Annotated in this window: 10 protein-coding genes and 1 pseudogene; 3 read left to right on the top strand and 8 right to left on the bottom strand. The window is 72.6% G+C overall.

The features are described 5' to 3' along the window. Positions 1–40: 40 nt before the first annotated feature. The 6 genes and pseudogenes from ACWEVO_RS11255 to ACWEVO_RS11230 all read right to left on the bottom strand — a co-directional run. Positions 41–2,863 carry a M36 family metallopeptidase gene (locus ACWEVO_RS11255; protein ID WP_452307412.1) on the bottom strand — a complete coding sequence of 941 codons (2,823 nt, stop codon included), beginning with the start codon at positions 2,861–2,863 and terminating at the stop codon, positions 41–43. 282 nt (positions 2,864–3,145) lie between these two features. Then, a complete protein-coding gene (locus tag ACWEVO_RS11250) occupies positions 3,146–5,962 on the bottom strand; it encodes a M14 family zinc carboxypeptidase (protein WP_452307411.1) in 2,817 nt (938 codons plus the stop codon). Between the two features lie 66 nt (positions 5,963–6,028). Continuing rightward, positions 6,029–8,515: a glycoside hydrolase family 65 protein gene (locus tag ACWEVO_RS11245; protein WP_452307410.1), complete on the bottom strand. Its 2,487-nt coding sequence runs from the start codon at positions 8,513–8,515 to the stop codon at positions 6,029–6,031. Further along, the gene (locus ACWEVO_RS11240) at positions 8,512–9,279 is read right to left on the bottom strand and encodes an ABC transporter permease (RefSeq protein WP_452307409.1); all 768 of its coding nucleotides are present in this window, start codon (positions 9,277–9,279) and stop codon (positions 8,512–8,514) included. The genes ACWEVO_RS11245 and ACWEVO_RS11240 overlap by 4 nt, the downstream gene beginning before the upstream one ends. 25 nt (positions 9,280–9,304) lie before the next feature. After that, positions 9,305–9,658, bottom strand: a complete 354-nt coding sequence (locus ACWEVO_RS11235) for an AAA family ATPase (RefSeq protein WP_452307408.1) — start codon at positions 9,656–9,658, stop codon at positions 9,305–9,307. Positions 9,659–9,747: 89 nt separating this feature from the next. Then, a pseudogene (locus ACWEVO_RS11230) lies at positions 9,748–10,014 on the bottom strand (ATP-binding cassette domain-containing protein); the annotation flags it as partial. On the opposite strand from ACWEVO_RS11230, the gene ACWEVO_RS11225 reads away from it, so the two are divergent. After that, the gene (locus tag ACWEVO_RS11225) at positions 9,917–10,138 is read left to right on the top strand and encodes a hypothetical protein (RefSeq protein ID WP_452307413.1); all 222 of its coding nucleotides are present in this window, start codon (positions 9,917–9,919) and stop codon (positions 10,136–10,138) included. The pseudogene ACWEVO_RS11230 and the gene ACWEVO_RS11225 overlap by 98 nt on opposite strands. 224 nt (positions 10,139–10,362) lie before the next feature. Beyond that, the gene (locus ACWEVO_RS11220; protein WP_452307407.1) at positions 10,363–10,758 is read left to right on the top strand and encodes a hypothetical protein; all 396 of its coding nucleotides are present in this window, start codon (positions 10,363–10,365) and stop codon (positions 10,756–10,758) included. Positions 10,759–10,782: 24 nt separating this feature from the next. Here the strand turns inward: ACWEVO_RS11220 and ACWEVO_RS11215 are convergent, their stop codons facing one another. Further along, complete coding sequence (locus ACWEVO_RS11215; protein WP_452307406.1) at positions 10,783–11,961, bottom strand: peptidase M23; 1,179 nt, start codon at positions 11,959–11,961, stop codon at positions 10,783–10,785. A 142-nt stretch (positions 11,962–12,103) separates the two neighbouring features. Next, complete coding sequence (locus ACWEVO_RS11210; RefSeq protein WP_452307405.1) at positions 12,104–14,134, bottom strand: glycosyl hydrolase family 28-related protein; 2,031 nt, start codon at positions 14,132–14,134, stop codon at positions 12,104–12,106. A gap of 303 nt (positions 14,135–14,437) precedes the next feature. On the opposite strand from ACWEVO_RS11210, the gene ACWEVO_RS11205 reads away from it, so the two are divergent. After that, a complete protein-coding gene (locus tag ACWEVO_RS11205) occupies positions 14,438–15,439 on the top strand; it encodes a LacI family DNA-binding transcriptional regulator (RefSeq protein WP_452307404.1) in 1,002 nt (333 codons plus the stop codon). The last annotated feature ends 158 nt before the right edge of the window (positions 15,440–15,597 follow it).

Below are 15,597 nucleotides of genomic sequence, written 5' to 3'. Positions count from 1 at the left end.
CCGGCCGGCCGCTCCCCCGGGAACCTCCGCGCTTGGCTGATCAGCCCGCCACGAACCTGAAGTAGGCGCGATGCTGGAAGCCGTTGTCCAGGGTCAGGACGAACTCCCGGCAGGTGCCGGCCCAGCTGGGGTCGGTCTTCCACGGGTAGTTGTACTGGCCGTTGGTGTTGACGGACAGGCCCGAGCCGCCGGGGTTCCGGGCGGCGACCGGGGTGGGCCGGGGGAAGCTGCCGTCGGGGTTGGCGGTCTTGAGCGTGTCGCAGTCCACCAGCCGGGAGTACGGCGAGCCGTTGGCGAGGACATTCAGGCCGCGGTTGGCCGCCAGCTTGAACTTCATCGGTACGGCGTCGCCGGCCGCGACGGTGTTGAGGGCCGGCTCGGCGGACAGGCCGACGAAGTCACCGCGGCAGGACGGGTGGGTGTCGAACGCCTCGGTGTTGTCGTCCCGGCCGGTGGTGCCCTGCACCGCGCTGTAGCCGAGGCCACGGCGGGCGAAGGAGCCCCAGATCAGGCAGGCGTTCTCGCCACCGGTCAGCGCCGCGTCGGCCGCGATGATCGCGTTGCGGCCGGTGACGAAGCCCGGGCCGCAGCCCTGCATCTTGAGGCCGTCCATCACCAGCTGGATGGCGAGGTTGTTGCCGCCGGTGCGCCAGGAGTCGTACACGTTCGGGTTGAACCCGTGCCGGTCGATCAGGTTCCAGGTCATGTCCCACAGCACCGAGGCCCAGGCGTGCCCGATGCCGTGCGGCACGGCCAGGGAGGTGCCGTTCAGCCAACCGCCGGTCCTGATGCCGTCATAGCTGAACGGCTGGATCTCCATGTCCCGCGAGTACGGCCGCGGCCGGATGCCGCCACCGTGCCGGTCGTCCTGGAACAGCACGTACGGGCCCATGCCGCGCTGCCCGTCGGCCGTGTCGTACTGCGGGTCGAGCAGCATGGTGACGGCGAGGAAGTCGCTCCAGCCCTCACCCATCTGCTCGTTGCCGGTGAGGCAGTTGACCGTCGGGCCACCGGTCAGCCGGTTGGAGATGCCGTGCGTGTACTCGTGGATGATCACACCGGCGTCGAGGTCACCGTCCCGGATGCCGGGGTGGTTCGGGTGCTTGCGTACCGAACCGGTCGCCTCGCCCGCTGCGGCGGCGGCCTTGATGGCGGCCCCGTCGTCCTGCGTCACGGCGACGGCCGGGATGGCCACCGGGGTGGTCGTCATGGCCCCGGTGAGCACCGGCGCGGCGCCGCTCGCGTTGTGCGCGACCACCAGCGCCTTGGCGCCGAGCGACTGCGCGACCTGGGCGCGCTGCAGGTAGCTGCAGGCGGTGGTGCCGCCGTCGACCACGGCGATCCACCCGCCCGGCAGGGCGTCGGGGTACGCCGTCGCGGCGCAGCCGGTGCCGCCGTACACCAACCGGCTACCGGGCAGCCCGGCCACGGTCGGCGCCGGGGAGAACCGCGCCCAGGAGGCGTCGAAGGCGCCCACGCCGTCCACGACGACCTGGTTGGGGCTGCCGAACTGGGTGCCCGGCCACAGGTACATCTGCATGCGCGGCGTGCCCACGCCGTCGACCGCGGGGGTGGAGAAGTTGGCGTTGTTGGTGCCGCCGCCGTCGGCCGCCTCGGCGCGGACGTAGTCGCCCCCGGCGCCGCCCCGGCCGTAGTTGTTCGCCTGGAAGTTCCCCGAGACCTCGTCGAAGCCGTACTGGTAGGTCACATCGTGGATGATGTTGTTCCAGTAGAAGAGGTTGGCCGTCGCCGCGTCCCGGTAGTTCTGCGCGTGCTCGGCCAGGTCGAGCGGGAAGTCGAAGGACAGGGCCGCCCCGCCGTCCGGGCTGCTGCCCAGATCGGCCCCGTTGTTGTTGTCCTGGTCCTGGTAGGCGTGGACGTTGTTGCCCTGGGTGGTGGTGAACTCGGCACCGGAGGCGCCGTCGGTGTCGTGCCAGCCGTGCGGCGAGGCGGTGGCGTCCGCCGGGTTGGTCACCACGGTCCGCGGCCCGTCGTTCGGGCTCTCGGTCGGACCGGCGAAGACCCGGTAGCTCGACCCGTCCTGGACCGGGTTGCGGGACCCGAACGCCGCGCTGTTCAGCGTCGTCGCCCGGTTCGGCGCCGCGCGGTCCAGGTTGGCCGCCACCTCCCGGACGTCCTCGTGGGTGGTCCAGTCGTCGGTGTCGAGCACCTTTCCGGTCTCGGCGTCGACCGCCACGTTCCACAGGTGGACGTCGGAGGAGTCGTCGATCACCAGCTGCCAGGCCAGGCGGAGCCCGGCCTCGGTGGGCTGCCAGCCCAGCTTGGCCGGGATCGGCTGGTCGGAGATGCCGCTGCCGGAGACGACGGTGCGCTGGGCGGCGCCGCCGGCGCGGCTCATCACCCTCGGGCTGGCCGGCTCGGCCAGGTCGAGCGCGTCGGCGGCGGCCTCGACCGCGTCGACCGCGTCCAGGGCGGCGGCGCCGGAGGCCTTCTCGGACAGGCCAGACACCAGGGTGTCGCCGGCGAAGACGACGCTGCCGTCGCGGGCGACGCTGACGGTCGCCGTGGCGCCGAAGACGTCCCGCTCCTTGAGGCGCTGCGTCAGGTTGACGGTGGTCACTCCGTTGTGCCGGCTGGTGTAGCTGGAGGCCACCGCCAGGTCGGCGAGGTCGGTGGCCGTGACCCCGTACCGGCCGGGGTGGGCCCGCAGGTAGCGGATGGCGATGTCGTTCGGGGTGCCCTCGTTAGGGCCGGTGAGGAAGATCGGACTGGCCGGGCCGGCCCCCTCGGGGGCGGCCGAGGCGGGCTGCGCGGTCAGCGGGGTCAGGGCCGCGACGAGGGTCGTGGACAGCAGCAACGCGGCGTTGCGGCGGCCACCGGACGGGCGGGTACGGAGGGGCACCGCTGCTCCCTTCGGATGGATGGACAGCGTGACGGGCCGGTCCGGGACCGGCACCGCGGGTCGCCGCACGGGTCGGCGGCGCTCGCCCGAGCGATCACGGTCAGTGATGACGCCCGTGCGAGGTGAATGGCCTCGACGCTACGGTGTGGCCGGCCGGCCGATCATCCGACGGGTGGCGGACATTTCATCCGGTCGATCCGACGTCTGTCGGGTGACCATCGCGGACAGCACGGGACGGCCCGGCCGGCTCTCCGGCCGGCCGGGCCGTCCGTGGGGCGCCCGTCAGGCCACCAGCGAGCGGAGCGGAATGCCCGCGTCCCGCACGGCGCGTACCAGGTCGCCCAGGAACGGATGCTCGTCAACCTGGAGCCCGTCCGGGTTCGGGATCACCAGGTAGGCCGAACCGTCCGCGGTGGACACCCGGGCCGTGTCGGTGAACCGGGTGACCACCGCCCGGGTCCGCGCCAGGTCGTCGGCGGCCACCTCGATGGTGATCGGTCGCCATTCGCCGCCCGAGTCGGCCGCGATCGGCGCCGCCGCCGCGGCGGCCCGGGCGGCCGGCACGTCCGGGGCGCCGGGTGCGACGCTCCGCGCGCCGGGGCCGGTCCCCGGGTGCAGCAGCGCGTTGGCCACCAGGTGCAGCCCGTTCTCGTTGTACGCCCGGAACAGCGGATTGAACGCGAACAGCACCGCCCGGCCCGTTCCGGTCGGCTCGTCGACCAGCGCGACCGTGCCCTTGAGCGCATCGCCGTGCACGGTGTAGCCGTTGGCCCAGAAGGTCTCGTCCGACGGGTAGCGCAGCACGTTCGTCCCGGTGGTGCTCGGGGTCAGGATCGAGTCGCTGTTGTTGAACTCGAAGTCCTCCGCCGGGCGGCCGAGCGCGACCGGGCTGCCGTGGTCGACGTCGACCCGCAGGTGCGAGCCGATCACCTGGTATCCGGTCGGCTTCGCCTTCTCCGTGGTGGAGGTGAGCCCGGCGGCGCGGGCCATCCGGGTCCCCTCGTTGCGCAGCCCGACATAGGTGTGGCCCTGGGCGATCCAGTTGCGCAGGTTGGCCTGCCCGGCGGCGGTCAGGCCCCCGGTGGCGCTGCTGCCGTCCGGCACCAGGAGCACCGTGCGGTCGGTGAACGCGGGGGTGTTGTCGTTGATGTCGGCGGTGGTCACCGGCTTCAGATCGAGCCCCCAGCGCCGGCCCAGCACGTACCGCGCCTCACCGTGCGAGCCGGAGGTGGTGGAGATCCCGGTGCCCTGGAAGAGGCCCACGTCCGGCAGCGCGAGGGGGCGGCCGGCGGCGGCGTCGGGGCTCGGCGTCAGGGTGACCCCGAGGGTCCGGGCCAGCTCGTCGACCGGCGTGGTCAGGCCGGTCGCCGGCAGGCCGACCACTCCGGTCACCAGGTCCCGCACCAGCGGCACGCCCCGGCCCAGCAGCCGGAAGGTGAACTCGGCCGCGGCGGCGGAGTCCAGCGGGTACGCGTACGAGCCCCCGGCCGGCGCCGCCGCCGTGCGGCCGCCCTCGATCCCGGTGACCGGCCGGGCGGGGGGCCGCACGTCGTCCCCGGTGGAGAAGGCCGACACCCCCATCAGCAGCGGGTTGCTCCACGAGGAGACGTCGTAGAAGTAGGGGAAGGGCACGTACGGGTCCTCGCCCAGGATCGCCTGGATCCAGTGCTTCTGCGGCTGGTCCATCGGGATCCAGTACGCGCCCGCCGGCACCGTGACGTCGGTGGCGGTGCGTCCGCCGAAGACGTGGGCGGTGGGAACCCGGGTCGGCCTGCGTACCTCGTACACCTCGACGTCCATCCGGCGCAGCCGCTGCACCAGCTGACGCACGTCGGCGAGCTGCCGGTCGGGCAGCAGGAAGTACGACCGGATCGACACGTCCGGCACGGGGAACTGCACCGAGTTGGTCGGCTGCACGACCTCGTTCGGCTCCAGCGTGCCCGCCCGGCCCTGGGCCAGCGCGTCCGTCCAGATCGTGTAGTAGTCGGTGAGCAGTTCGTGCTTGTTGGCCGCGGCCCAGCCGAGCGTCGACCACTGGGTGTGGAACTGCTGCTGCACCCGGTCGGCGACCGCGGAGGCGCTGCCCTTCTCGAACGTCATGCCGGCCGCGCCGAAGCCGGCGGCCGGGACGGTGTCGCCGTAGCCCATGAAGAACAGGTCGTAGGTGGCGTAGTTGAAGTAGCACTCGGTGGTGACGGCCCCGCCGCAGGCGCCGTTGTAGCCGAAGCCGGCCTTGTTGGCCTCGCCGATCCGGTTGATCCAGTCGACCGCCTCACCGGCGATCTCGTGGTGGATCGGGTCCGCGTTGGGTGGGAAGAAGTACTGCCGGCCGCCCATCTCGTGGGCGTCGACGAAGACCTGCGGCGGGTAGCGCCGCATGAGTTCGAGCTTGCCGTCGGTCTCCTGCTGGGTACGGGCGAACCAGTCCCGGTTCATGTCGAAGCCGAACTCGTTCTGTCGCCGGCTCGCGTCCCGCCCGTCCGGGTTCTGGGTGGGGACGATCACGGTGACCAGGTTGTCGTTGCGCCGGGCCACCTCGCAGGACAGCCCGGCGGCGAGTTCGTACAGGGTCTTGAGCGCCGCGTCGGTGCCGCTCTTCTCGCCACCGTGCACGTTGGCCGCCACCCAGACGATGGCCGGACTGTCGGCGGCGGTCCCGGCGGCCACGGGAGCCGGGGTCCGGCGCGGATCCCGCAGGTTCCGGACGTCGTCGGCGATCTTCCGGAGCGCGGCCGGCTGGACGTGGCGTTCGTTCGAGACGATGGCGTAGGGCAGCGGCTGGCCGAGCACGCTGGTCGCCATGACGCCGGTGACCACCCGGTCCGAGGCGGCGTCGACCGCCCGCAGGTAGCCGCGGACCTCGTCGTTGGTGACCACCCGCTCCTGGCCGGTGCCGAGCGGGAAGCCGAGCCCGGTCTCCGGGGCGGGCACGGTGGTGAGATGGGCGGTGGGATCGTCGACGCAGGTGGCGGATCCGGGAGCCGCCGCCGCGGGGGCGCCGGCCAGCACCGGTGTCATGCCGGCCAGCAGGATGAGGGCGGCTGCTCCGGCGAGCCGCTTCGGGGGGACCGTCCAGGAGGGACGCTTCGCTGAGGCCATGGGTTCTTTCCCTTCCGGGAAGAGGGCTCAAGGTTGCCGGAGCCTATGACCTGCGGTTTCGCCGGGTCAAGATTCAATGGGGGATTCGCCGTCCGCATCGCGGCCGGTTTGTCGCAAGGGGACGGTGACGGTGGCGCCGGCGGCGAGCAGGTGGACCTGCTCGTGGACGGCCACCGGTACGGGCGGGTCCGCGCCGGGGCTGGCCGAGATCCGCACCTGCTCGCCGTCGACGTGCAGCGCGAGCAGCCGGTTGCGGTAGCGCAGCACGCAGTCGAGCTGGTTCATCCCCTCGGGCAGCACCGGGTTGAGGCGCAGCGCGTCGCCGCGTACCTCCAGGCCGGTGTAGCACCGTTGCAGGAGGTCCAGGGCGCCGGCGGTGGCGCCGAGGTGGATGCCCTCCCGGGTCGAGCTGTGCGCCGGGTCGGCCAGGTCGGTGCCGAGCGCGTCCAGCAGCATGTGGGAGGAGCGACGGCGGTCGGTACGGGCCAGTACCCAGGCGTGGGCGATCCGGCTCAGGGTCGAACCGTGGGTGGTGCGGGACAGGTAGTGGTCGACGGTCGCGGGGATCCGGGCGGGGTCGAAGTCGTAGCCCATGCCGCGGACCAGCGCCGTGAGTTCCTCGGCGCTGAACAGGTACAGCAGCATGAGCACGTCGGCCTGCTTGGAGATCTTGTAGCGGTTCGGATCGTCCCCCTCAGCCTGCAGCAGCGGGCCGAGCAGCCGCAGGTCGCCGTAGCGCCGCCGGTACCGGTCCCAGTCCAGCTCCGCCAGGTCGCCGTAGCCGGCGAACTGCGCGAGGATCCCGTTCGGCAGGAAGACCAGCCGCAGCCGCCGGGCGATGTGCGCCCACCGCCGGCGTTCCCCGGCCGGTACGGGCTCGGTCCACCACGGCGCCGCGCCGGGGTGCCGGTCGCGCAGCGCGCACGCCTCGTCCGCGCGGGCGAGCACCCAGGCCACCATGACGTTGATGTAGGCGCAGTTGTCCAACCCCTGGCCGGCGCGCCCCGGATAGCCGTCGTGGTACTCGTCCGGTCCCAGTACGCCGCGGAGGTCGTACCGGTCCTCGGACGGGTCGTAGGTGGCCAGGCCAGCCCAGAAGCGGGCGGTCGCGACGAGCAGGTCCGCCCCCCGCGCGATCAGGAAGGACAGGTCGCCGGTGGTCTCCCAGTACCGCCAGACCGAGTAGGACACGGCGAGGTTCACGTGGTGTTGCCGGCCGGTGCGGTCGTCCTGCCACGCGCCGGTGACCGGGTTGGGGGAGCGGACCGGGCTCTCGTCCCGGCCGCTGGTGGCGCTCTGCCAGGGGAACAGCGCCCCGGTCATGCCCGCGGCGGCGGCCTGCCGCCGGGCCGCCGGCAGCCGCCGGCAGCGGTACTCCAGCAGCGCGCGGGTCAGCTCCGGCAGCCGCAGGTTCAGGTACGGGTAGACGAACAGTTCGTCCCAGAACACGTGGCCGTGGTAGCCCTCGCCGTGCAGACCGCGGGCCGGCACCCCGGCGTCCAGGTCGATCGTGTGCGGCGACAGCGTCTGCAGCAGGTGGAACGTCTTCACCCGCAGCGGGAGTTGCCAGACGTGCTCCTCGCCGACGTCGAGGCGGAACCGCGCCCACAGCCGTTCCCACGCGGCGACGTGGTCGGCCAGCAGCGCCCCGAACGCGTCGGCCCAGTGCAGCGCGGCGCCGGCCGCGGTCAGCGGGTCGTGCACCGCCTGGTCCCGTCCGCAGAAGACGGCGACCGTCTTGTCGACCGTCACCGGCGTTTCGGCGAGCACGTCGATCCCGTGCATCTCCGCCACGCCCTCCGCGTACCGCACCACGGTGCGGGTGGCCGGCGGGCCGGTGCCGGCGACGCGGATGGTGGTCCGTGCGGCGACCGCGAGCGGCTGCCGTGATCCGGTCGTCAGGGCGGTCAACCAGATCGCGTCGTCGTCGGCCCCGCCGGTGACCTCGGTGAGGTGGCGACCGCCGGTGCGGGCCTGGGCCACCGTGTTCGTGTTGGCCAGCCCGCCGTCGATCGCGGACCGCAGCTCCAACCGACCCGACCAGTTCTCCGCGATGATGCTGGTCTCCAGCACCGCGAGGTGCGGCTCCGCCATCGACACCAACCGTCGCTGGCGCAACCGGGTACGCCGGCCGTCGGGGTCGACCACCACCAGCTCCCGGAGGTAGACGCCGCGGCGCAGGTCCAGCATCCGGTGCTCGTGCACCACGCGGGCCCGGCCCGGGGCGTACCATTCGCCGCCGGCGGGGCGGAACGTCAACGGCAGCCAGTTGGGCAGGTTGACGATGCTCTCCTCGCCGTCCGGCCGGCCCGCCTCCCCGACGAGGCGGTTGTGGAAGCCCGCGAGGTAGGTGCCCGGGTGATGCACGCCGTCGGCCGACGCCTCCGGCGCCGCCCCGCGGGTGGCGAGGTAGCCGTTGCCGAGGGTCAGCATGGTCTCCCGGGTGCCCTCCCCGGCCGGGTCGCCGTCGGGGTAGTCGAGCACCCAAGCCGCGGGCAGGTCGGCCGTGCACAGCGCGCAGCCGGGATCGGGCTCCTCCGGCGTCCCGCTCACTGCACGACCCGGGGGTAGAGGCGGGCCGCGAGAGCGACCAGCAGCACGAGCGAGCCGAACAGCACCGCGAGGTCCAGGGGCAGGCCGAAGGCGCTCCGCCCACCGGACAGCATGAGCGCCCGCAGCAGGTCCGTCTGGTACGTCAGCGGATTGAGGTGGGCGAGCCACCGCAGCGGAGGCGGCATGAGGGCCACCGGGTAGATCGCGTTGGAGGCGAAGAAGAGCGGCATGGTGAGGATCTGCCCGATGCCCATGAACCGTTCCCGCGTCTTCACCAGGCAGGCGATGATCAGCGAGAAGGTGGCGAACACGGCGGCGCCGAGCACGAGGGTCACCAGGACGCCGGCCAGGGCCGGCGGCCCCCACCGCAGGTGGACGCCGAGCGCGGCGGCGACCAGATAGACGATCACCGCCTGGGCCAGCGAGCGTACGCCGGCTGACAGCGCCTTGCCGAGCACCAGCGCGGGCCGGGAGGCGGGGCTCACCAGGTACTTGTTCAGGACGCCCAGGTCCCGCTCCCAGATCACCGCGATGCCGTAGAAGATCGCCACGAACAGGGCGCTCTGCGCCAGGATGCCCGGCGCCAGGAAGTCGAGGTACGGCAGCCCTCCGGTCGGGATGGCCCGGGCGCGCGCCATCACCGTGCCGAAGACGAGCAGCCACAGGACGGGTTGCACCGCCCTGGTGAGCAGTTCCAGGGGGTCATGGCGCAGTTTGCGGACCTCCACCGCGACGATGGCGGCGGTGTCCTCGACGAAGCGCACGGGTGCGGCGGGGAGGCGGAGGGGCTCAACCGAGACGCCGCGCGGTACGCCTGGTCCGGTCGGCGGCACGGAAACCTCCTTCTTCGACGCCGTGCGTTCCCCCGGTGAGTGCGATGAAGACGTCGTCCAGGGTCGCGTGCGGCCCGACCCGTGTCTTCAGCTCGCCCGGTGTGCCCTGCGCGACGACTCGGCCCCGATGCATGATCGCCACCTGGTGGCAGAGCGCGTCCGCCTCCTCCATGTCGTGCGTGGTGAGGAACAGCGTGGTCCGTGCTGTCGTGTTGACCTGACGCAGCTCGGCCCAGATGTCGCGGCGGGCGGCGGGGTCCAGCCCGATCGTCGGTTCGTCCAGGAACAGCACGGGGGGACGGTGCAGCATCGACTGGACGATCTCGAGGCGGCGCACCATGCGCCGGAGAAGTCGCGGACCAGCTTCGTCGCCGATCCGGCCAGCCCGACCGACGCGAGGGCGTCGGCGATCCGCGCCCGGCGTTGCGCCCGCGGGATGTGGTAGAGCCGGGCGAAGACCCGCAGGTTCTCCTCCGCGGTCAGGGAGCCGTCGGCGGAGAGTAGCTGGGGGACGTACCCGACGAGGCGGCGGACCCGGCCGGGTCGGACGAGCACGTCGCAGCCGGCGATGGTCGCCGTGCCCCCGGTCGGCGCCAGCAACGTGATCAGCATCTTGATCAGCGTGGTCTTGCCGGCGCCGTTCGGTCCGAGCAGCCCGAAGACCACGCCCTGCGGCACGACCAGGTCGACCCGGTCGACGACCACCGCCGCGCCGAACCGTCGGGTCAGCCCGCGGACGACCACCGCGTCGTTCCCGCTCTGGACGGTTGGCGAGCTGTGCACCAGTTGAGAATAGTGAGGACCGTCGGGTGCCGGGCCTGATGTCGGGGATCGCGGGCCGGAGGGAGGAGGCGGAACGGACCCGAAGGTCCTTGATCTCGATGAAATAATGTGGTATTATGTCCGTTTGCGACTGGTAGCGTGGCGCCGCCTCCGGAAGTGGCCCGCCGGCCCGGGAGGCGATCGAGGCCGCGCCGACCTGGCGTGGCCGGTTCACCGAGAGGACCTGTCGCCATGTCCACGTCCACCCTGGAGATCCGACTCCGTGACTTCTTCGCCGCATTCTCGCCCGACGCCGGGGACGCGGACGGCTTCGGTGACCTGTTCGCCGATCCGTTCCTGCTGGCCGACGAGGCCGGCGCCCGGCCGGTGCCCCGGGCCGCGTTCCTCGCCGCCGTGCCGCGTCGGGCCCGACTCTTCGCCGACGCCGGACTCGGCCCGGCGGTGCTGACCGACCTCAGCTGCCGGCGACTCGACGACCGGTACGTGCTGGCCCGCACCGACTGGGACGCCCCGCGGACGGCCGGCGGTGAGCCGGTCCGACTGGCCTCGTCGTACCTGCTGCACGACGACGGCGACCGGTTCCAGGTGGTGCTCTACCTCAACCACGAGGGCCTGCCGGGCGCCTGAGCGCGCCCGGCCGGCCCCCGGCCGTCAGCACCAGCCGTTGACCGGGCCGTTCACCCCGGTCCACATGTACGCGTCGGTGACCCAGGTGCCGTCGGTGAGCCTGTTCCACAGCGAGGTGGTGCCCCACCGCCCGGTGTGGGTGGTGCCGTTCGCCGAGCAGGACACGCTGACCGTAGCCCCGTCCCCGACGCTCCCGACGATCGCGTACCCGGTGCCCGGGCCGGACCGCTTGTTGACCGTCCCGCCGCCGTTGGCGTCGATGACGCCCTGGGTGAGGCCCAGCGCGCCGTGGTTGTACAGGGCCCCACCGACGTTGACCTGCGCCGAGCCGTGCAGGGCGTACCCCTGGTAGGTGGCGCCGCCGCCCATCACCACCCACTTGCCGAAGTTGTGGCCGGCGATCGGCACGTACGCGCTGTTCTGCCGCAGCGCGAAGTGGACGTGCCGACCGCTGGCCGAACCGCCGCAGGTGACGTCGGTGCCGGTGTCCCCGAGGTAGGCGCCCTCGCCGACGCCCGCGCCGTTGACGCTGATGCTGTTCCACAGGTGGTAGTAGTCCGTGGCGTAGCCCCGGTCGTGGATCACCCGGATCCAACCCTGGCACATGGTGTACGCGGTTCCGCCCCGGGCGGCCAGCACCCGCTGGTCCCCGCCGGAGAGGTCGATCGAACTCCACGGCGTGTCGCTGCCCGCCCAGCCGTGCGGTCCGCCGGTGAGGTACCACGACTGGCCGACCGCGAAGGGCAGGCGCATGCCGGTGCGGTAGTCGCCGCCCGCGTACATCGGGCTCGGTGCGGTGAACACCTCCTTCTCCCGGGGCGACACCACCCGGGCGGGAGCGGCCGTGGCGAGGTCGGCGAAGCCGGGCTCGCCGTCGAAGGCGACCTGCCAGCCGGCCCGGTCCCGATGGGCGACGAACAGCCAACCGGCCGGATGCTGGTCCGCCCGGGCCGGGGCGACGACGACGGCGGTGCCGAACGCCCACGCCCGGCCGTCGCGGCGGGTGACGGTGACCCGGGTGTCGTCCACCCCGGCGTTGGTCAGCGCGGAATCGGTGGCGCCTGCCCGGGCGAGCAGTTTGGTGGTCACCGCCGCCGTGACGTCACCGGCCGGCACGCCGGCGGCGTGGGCGGCGGTGGGGGCGGTGAGCAGGGAAGCGGCGACCAGCGCGACCGCGCAGGCCCATCCTCGGACGCGACTCATGGACAGCACCCCGTTTCGCATCACATCGACAGACGTCGTTGCCTGTCGTGCCGCGAAGATTATCGGGCGCGCCGCCGGTTGTCCATGGCCGAGCGGCTCGGCAGGTGCGCCACCCGCCGAGCCGCTGTGCGGAGGGCACCCGTCACCAGGGCGCCGGAGCCGGTGGCGGCACCACCGGCGGACGGTCGTCGCAGGTGATGGTGTTGGGCAGCAGCCACGGGGCGAGCCAGCCGCCGTCGTTGCCGCCGAGGTCGGTGAGGTGGAACTCGGAGCCGGCCGGGGTGAAGTGGAACGAGCCGCAGTTGTTGACCCCGACGGCGCCGACGTGGCGGGCGTCGACGTTCTCGAAGGACGCCGAGCCCGCGGTGCGGGCGCTCACCACCGAGGTCCCGGTGCCGTCCACCCGCAGGTCGCGGAAGTGGACGTTGCTGATCGCCACCGTGTCCTTCACCGGCCAGTCGCTGACCAGCATGATCGCGTTGTAGGTGTTGTCGAGGAAGGCGTCGCCGACGACCTGGATGTCGGCGTCGATGCTGCGGTCCAGGGCGTAGAACCAGATCGCGCCGAGCCCGATGTTCCAGTTCAGCTCATACCCGCCGGCCCGGACCGTGGTGTTGTCGGTGATCTGGAGGCGGCCGGTGAAGGGCTCGGCGCCGAACCGGGAGCCGACCTGGATGGCGCTGCCCTCGCGAACCGGGTCGGCGACGAGGTTGGCCGACACCGTGTTGTCGGTGCCGCCGTAGAGGGCGATCCCGTTGGCCAGCACCGGCGACTGCACTGTGTTGTGGTCGAAGGAGTTGTGCGCGTTCGCCGTCCCCTCCGACCACATGGCCAGGCCGTCGTCGCCGGTGTTGCGCACGAAGGTGTGCGACACCGAGGAGTGGGTGACACCGGTGTGGAAGTTGAGCCCGTCGGCGATCTGGTCGGCGATGACGGTGTTCGTGACCCGCAGGTCGGTCATCGGCCCGTCGAACCACATGCCGACCTTCGTGTGGTGCAGGTAGAGACCGTCGAGCGTGGAGTGGCTCAGCGCCCCGCCGATCGCGTTCACCTGGTCGGTGTCGACGCGTTCGCGGACGTCGCCCTCGATGGCGAAGTCGGCGAGGTGGACGTTGCCGCTGCCGCCGTCGGCGGCGTCCCGGCCGTAGAACCCGACGCCGGTGTGCACCGAGCCGTCCGGGGCGGGGGTGTCCAGGGCGACCTCGCGCCCGCGGACGCTCGTGTACCAGCTGCCGGCGCCCACGATGGTCACGTCGTCGACGACGATGTGCCGGTTCACCTGGTACGTGCCGGGCGGCAGGTAGAGCGTGCGGTGTGCCCGGCGGGCGTACGCGACGGCCCGGTCGAACGCGTCGGCGGACTCCCGGCGGCCGGTCGGGTCGGCGCCGAAGGCGAGCACGTTCACCGCGCCGGGTACCACCCGGGGCGGCCCGACCAGCTGCGAGTCGAGCAGGTCGATGACCGTCCAGGCGGCGCCGCTGCCGGCCGGTGCGGTCAGCCGCACCACCTCACCGGCCCGGTACGTGTGCCCGAGCAGGAGGCGTCGCTCGTCGTAGAAGTGGTGCGGCCGGAACGGCGTGCTGATCGTCGGCGCCGGGGTGGTGGCGGCGGGCACGCAGGAGCACTCGGTGATCCACCAGTCGGGGTGCAGCAGGCCGGCGCCCGGGTCGTTGGAGAACGGGTACTGGTTGTAGAGCCAGGCGTACTCGGAGGTGAGCGTCATGGTGCGGGTCGGCCCCCGGCCGACCGTGACGGCCAACGGCGCGGTGATCCCGCCGCCGCCCGGGGCGTCCGGGATGCTGTACCGGACGGTGATCGCGTTGGCGGCCGCCGGGAGGGTGAACTCGACGTGCTGGCCGGGGGAGAGCCGGACCGCCCGGCGGCCGGAGGCCTCCCCAGCCAGCGTGTAGGCGGCGCGGTCGGGGCCGATGACGGTGCCGGTGGTGCGGGCATGCTCGGCCTCCTGCTCGACGAAGTCCACGGTGGCGCCGCGGGCGGCGACCAGGGCTGGGGCGAGGCCGGCCCGGGTCACCACCGGGGCCGGGCCGGCGCCGGCCGGGCCGGCCGCTACCGCCGCGCTCCCGCTCGGTACGGCGAGGGCGACGGCGCTCGCCGCCGCGAGGATCCGGGCGGTCAACACGTACCGGCGTCGCTCCGCCGGGCCGTCGTCCATGCTTCGCTGCATCGGGGGATACCCACTCTCCGGGACGGGGGACGGGGTGGTGGGGCGCCGTGCGGGGCGGTACCCCGCTCACCGGGTGGCTCATGTTATTCCGGTCACTTGTCGAGATTCAAGCGCATCTTTGTTCAGAATTTGCGAGCCGCTGTTGTGGCCCAGTGGGGCGCCCGGATGCCCCCGGGGAGGACACGGCGGAGTCGGTCGCCGTGCCCGACACTTGAAAGCGATCATCCGCTTCTTGCGGCCATCGTCGTCCAGCTGTTCATTTCTTGCAGCCGCAGGGCCTAGGATTGCGACGTGACGAAGAGGTTGACGGAGGTCGCCCGCAAGGCGGGCGTCAGCGAGGCGACCGTGAGCCGGGTGCTCAACGGCCGCGGCGGCGTGTCCGAGGCGACCCGGACCGCGGTGCTGACCGCCCTGGACGTCCTCGGTTACGAGCGCCCCACCAAGCTGCGGGGCGAGCGGGCCCGGCTGGTCGGCCTGGTCCTGCCCGAGCTGCAGAACCCGATCTTCCCGGCCCTGGCCGAGGTGGTGACCGGCTCGCTGGCGCAACGCGGATTCACCCCGGCGCTCTGCGCCCGCACCATCGGCGGCGTGCCCGAGTCGGACTACGTCGAGATGCTGCTGGACCACCAGGTCTCCGGGGTCATCTTCGCCGGCGGCTCGTACGCCCTCGCGGACGCCTCGCACGAGCACTACCGCCGGCTAACCGACCGGGGCCTGCCCGTGGTGCTGGTCAACGCGGGCGTCGACGAACTCGGCTTCCCCCGGGTGTCCACTGACGATGCGGTGGCCGTGGAGCAGGCGTACGGGCACCTGCGGTCGCTGGGCCACGACCGGATCGGCATGGTGCTCGGCCCGGAGGACCACGTCCCGTCCCGGCGCAAGCTGGAGGCGATGACCCGGGCGGCGGGTTGGACCGACGGGGCCGGGTACGTCGAGCGGTCCAGCTTCTCCATGGAGGGCGCTCGGGTCGCGGCGACCAAGCTGGTCGAGCGGGGGGTGACCGGCATCATCTGCGCCAGCGACGTGCTGGCCCTGGGCACCATCCGGGCCGCCCGACGGCTGGGCCGCGCGGTGCCGGCCGACGTGTCGGTGGTCGGCTTCGACGATTCCGCGTTCATGACCTGCACCGACCCGCCGTTGACCACCGTGCGGCAGCCGATCGAGATGATGGGGCAGGCCGCCGTGGACCTGCTGGTCACCCAGATCGAGGGTGCCGGCGTGCTGCCCGACGAGTTGCTGTTCGAACCCGAACTGGTGGTACGCGGCTCCACCGCCCCGGCCCCCGGTCGCTGACCGCCGCCGACACCCTGGCCACGGACCCTGGGGCCTGGCCACTGACCGACCCTCCGGGGGGGTAACGCGTGCTGAGGGTGTCGGCGCTACGGGTTTTTGTGTGAGTTTGTCAGCGGCGGGCAGTGGTGGGCGCAGCGGCCGTGTTTGGGGACCCCGGG

The sequence above is a fragment of the Micromonospora sp. NPDC003776 genome (genome assembly GCF_053605645.1).
The sequence above is the reverse complement of the archived record's forward strand: the minus strand, read 5'-3'. Positions and strand labels throughout refer to the sequence as shown.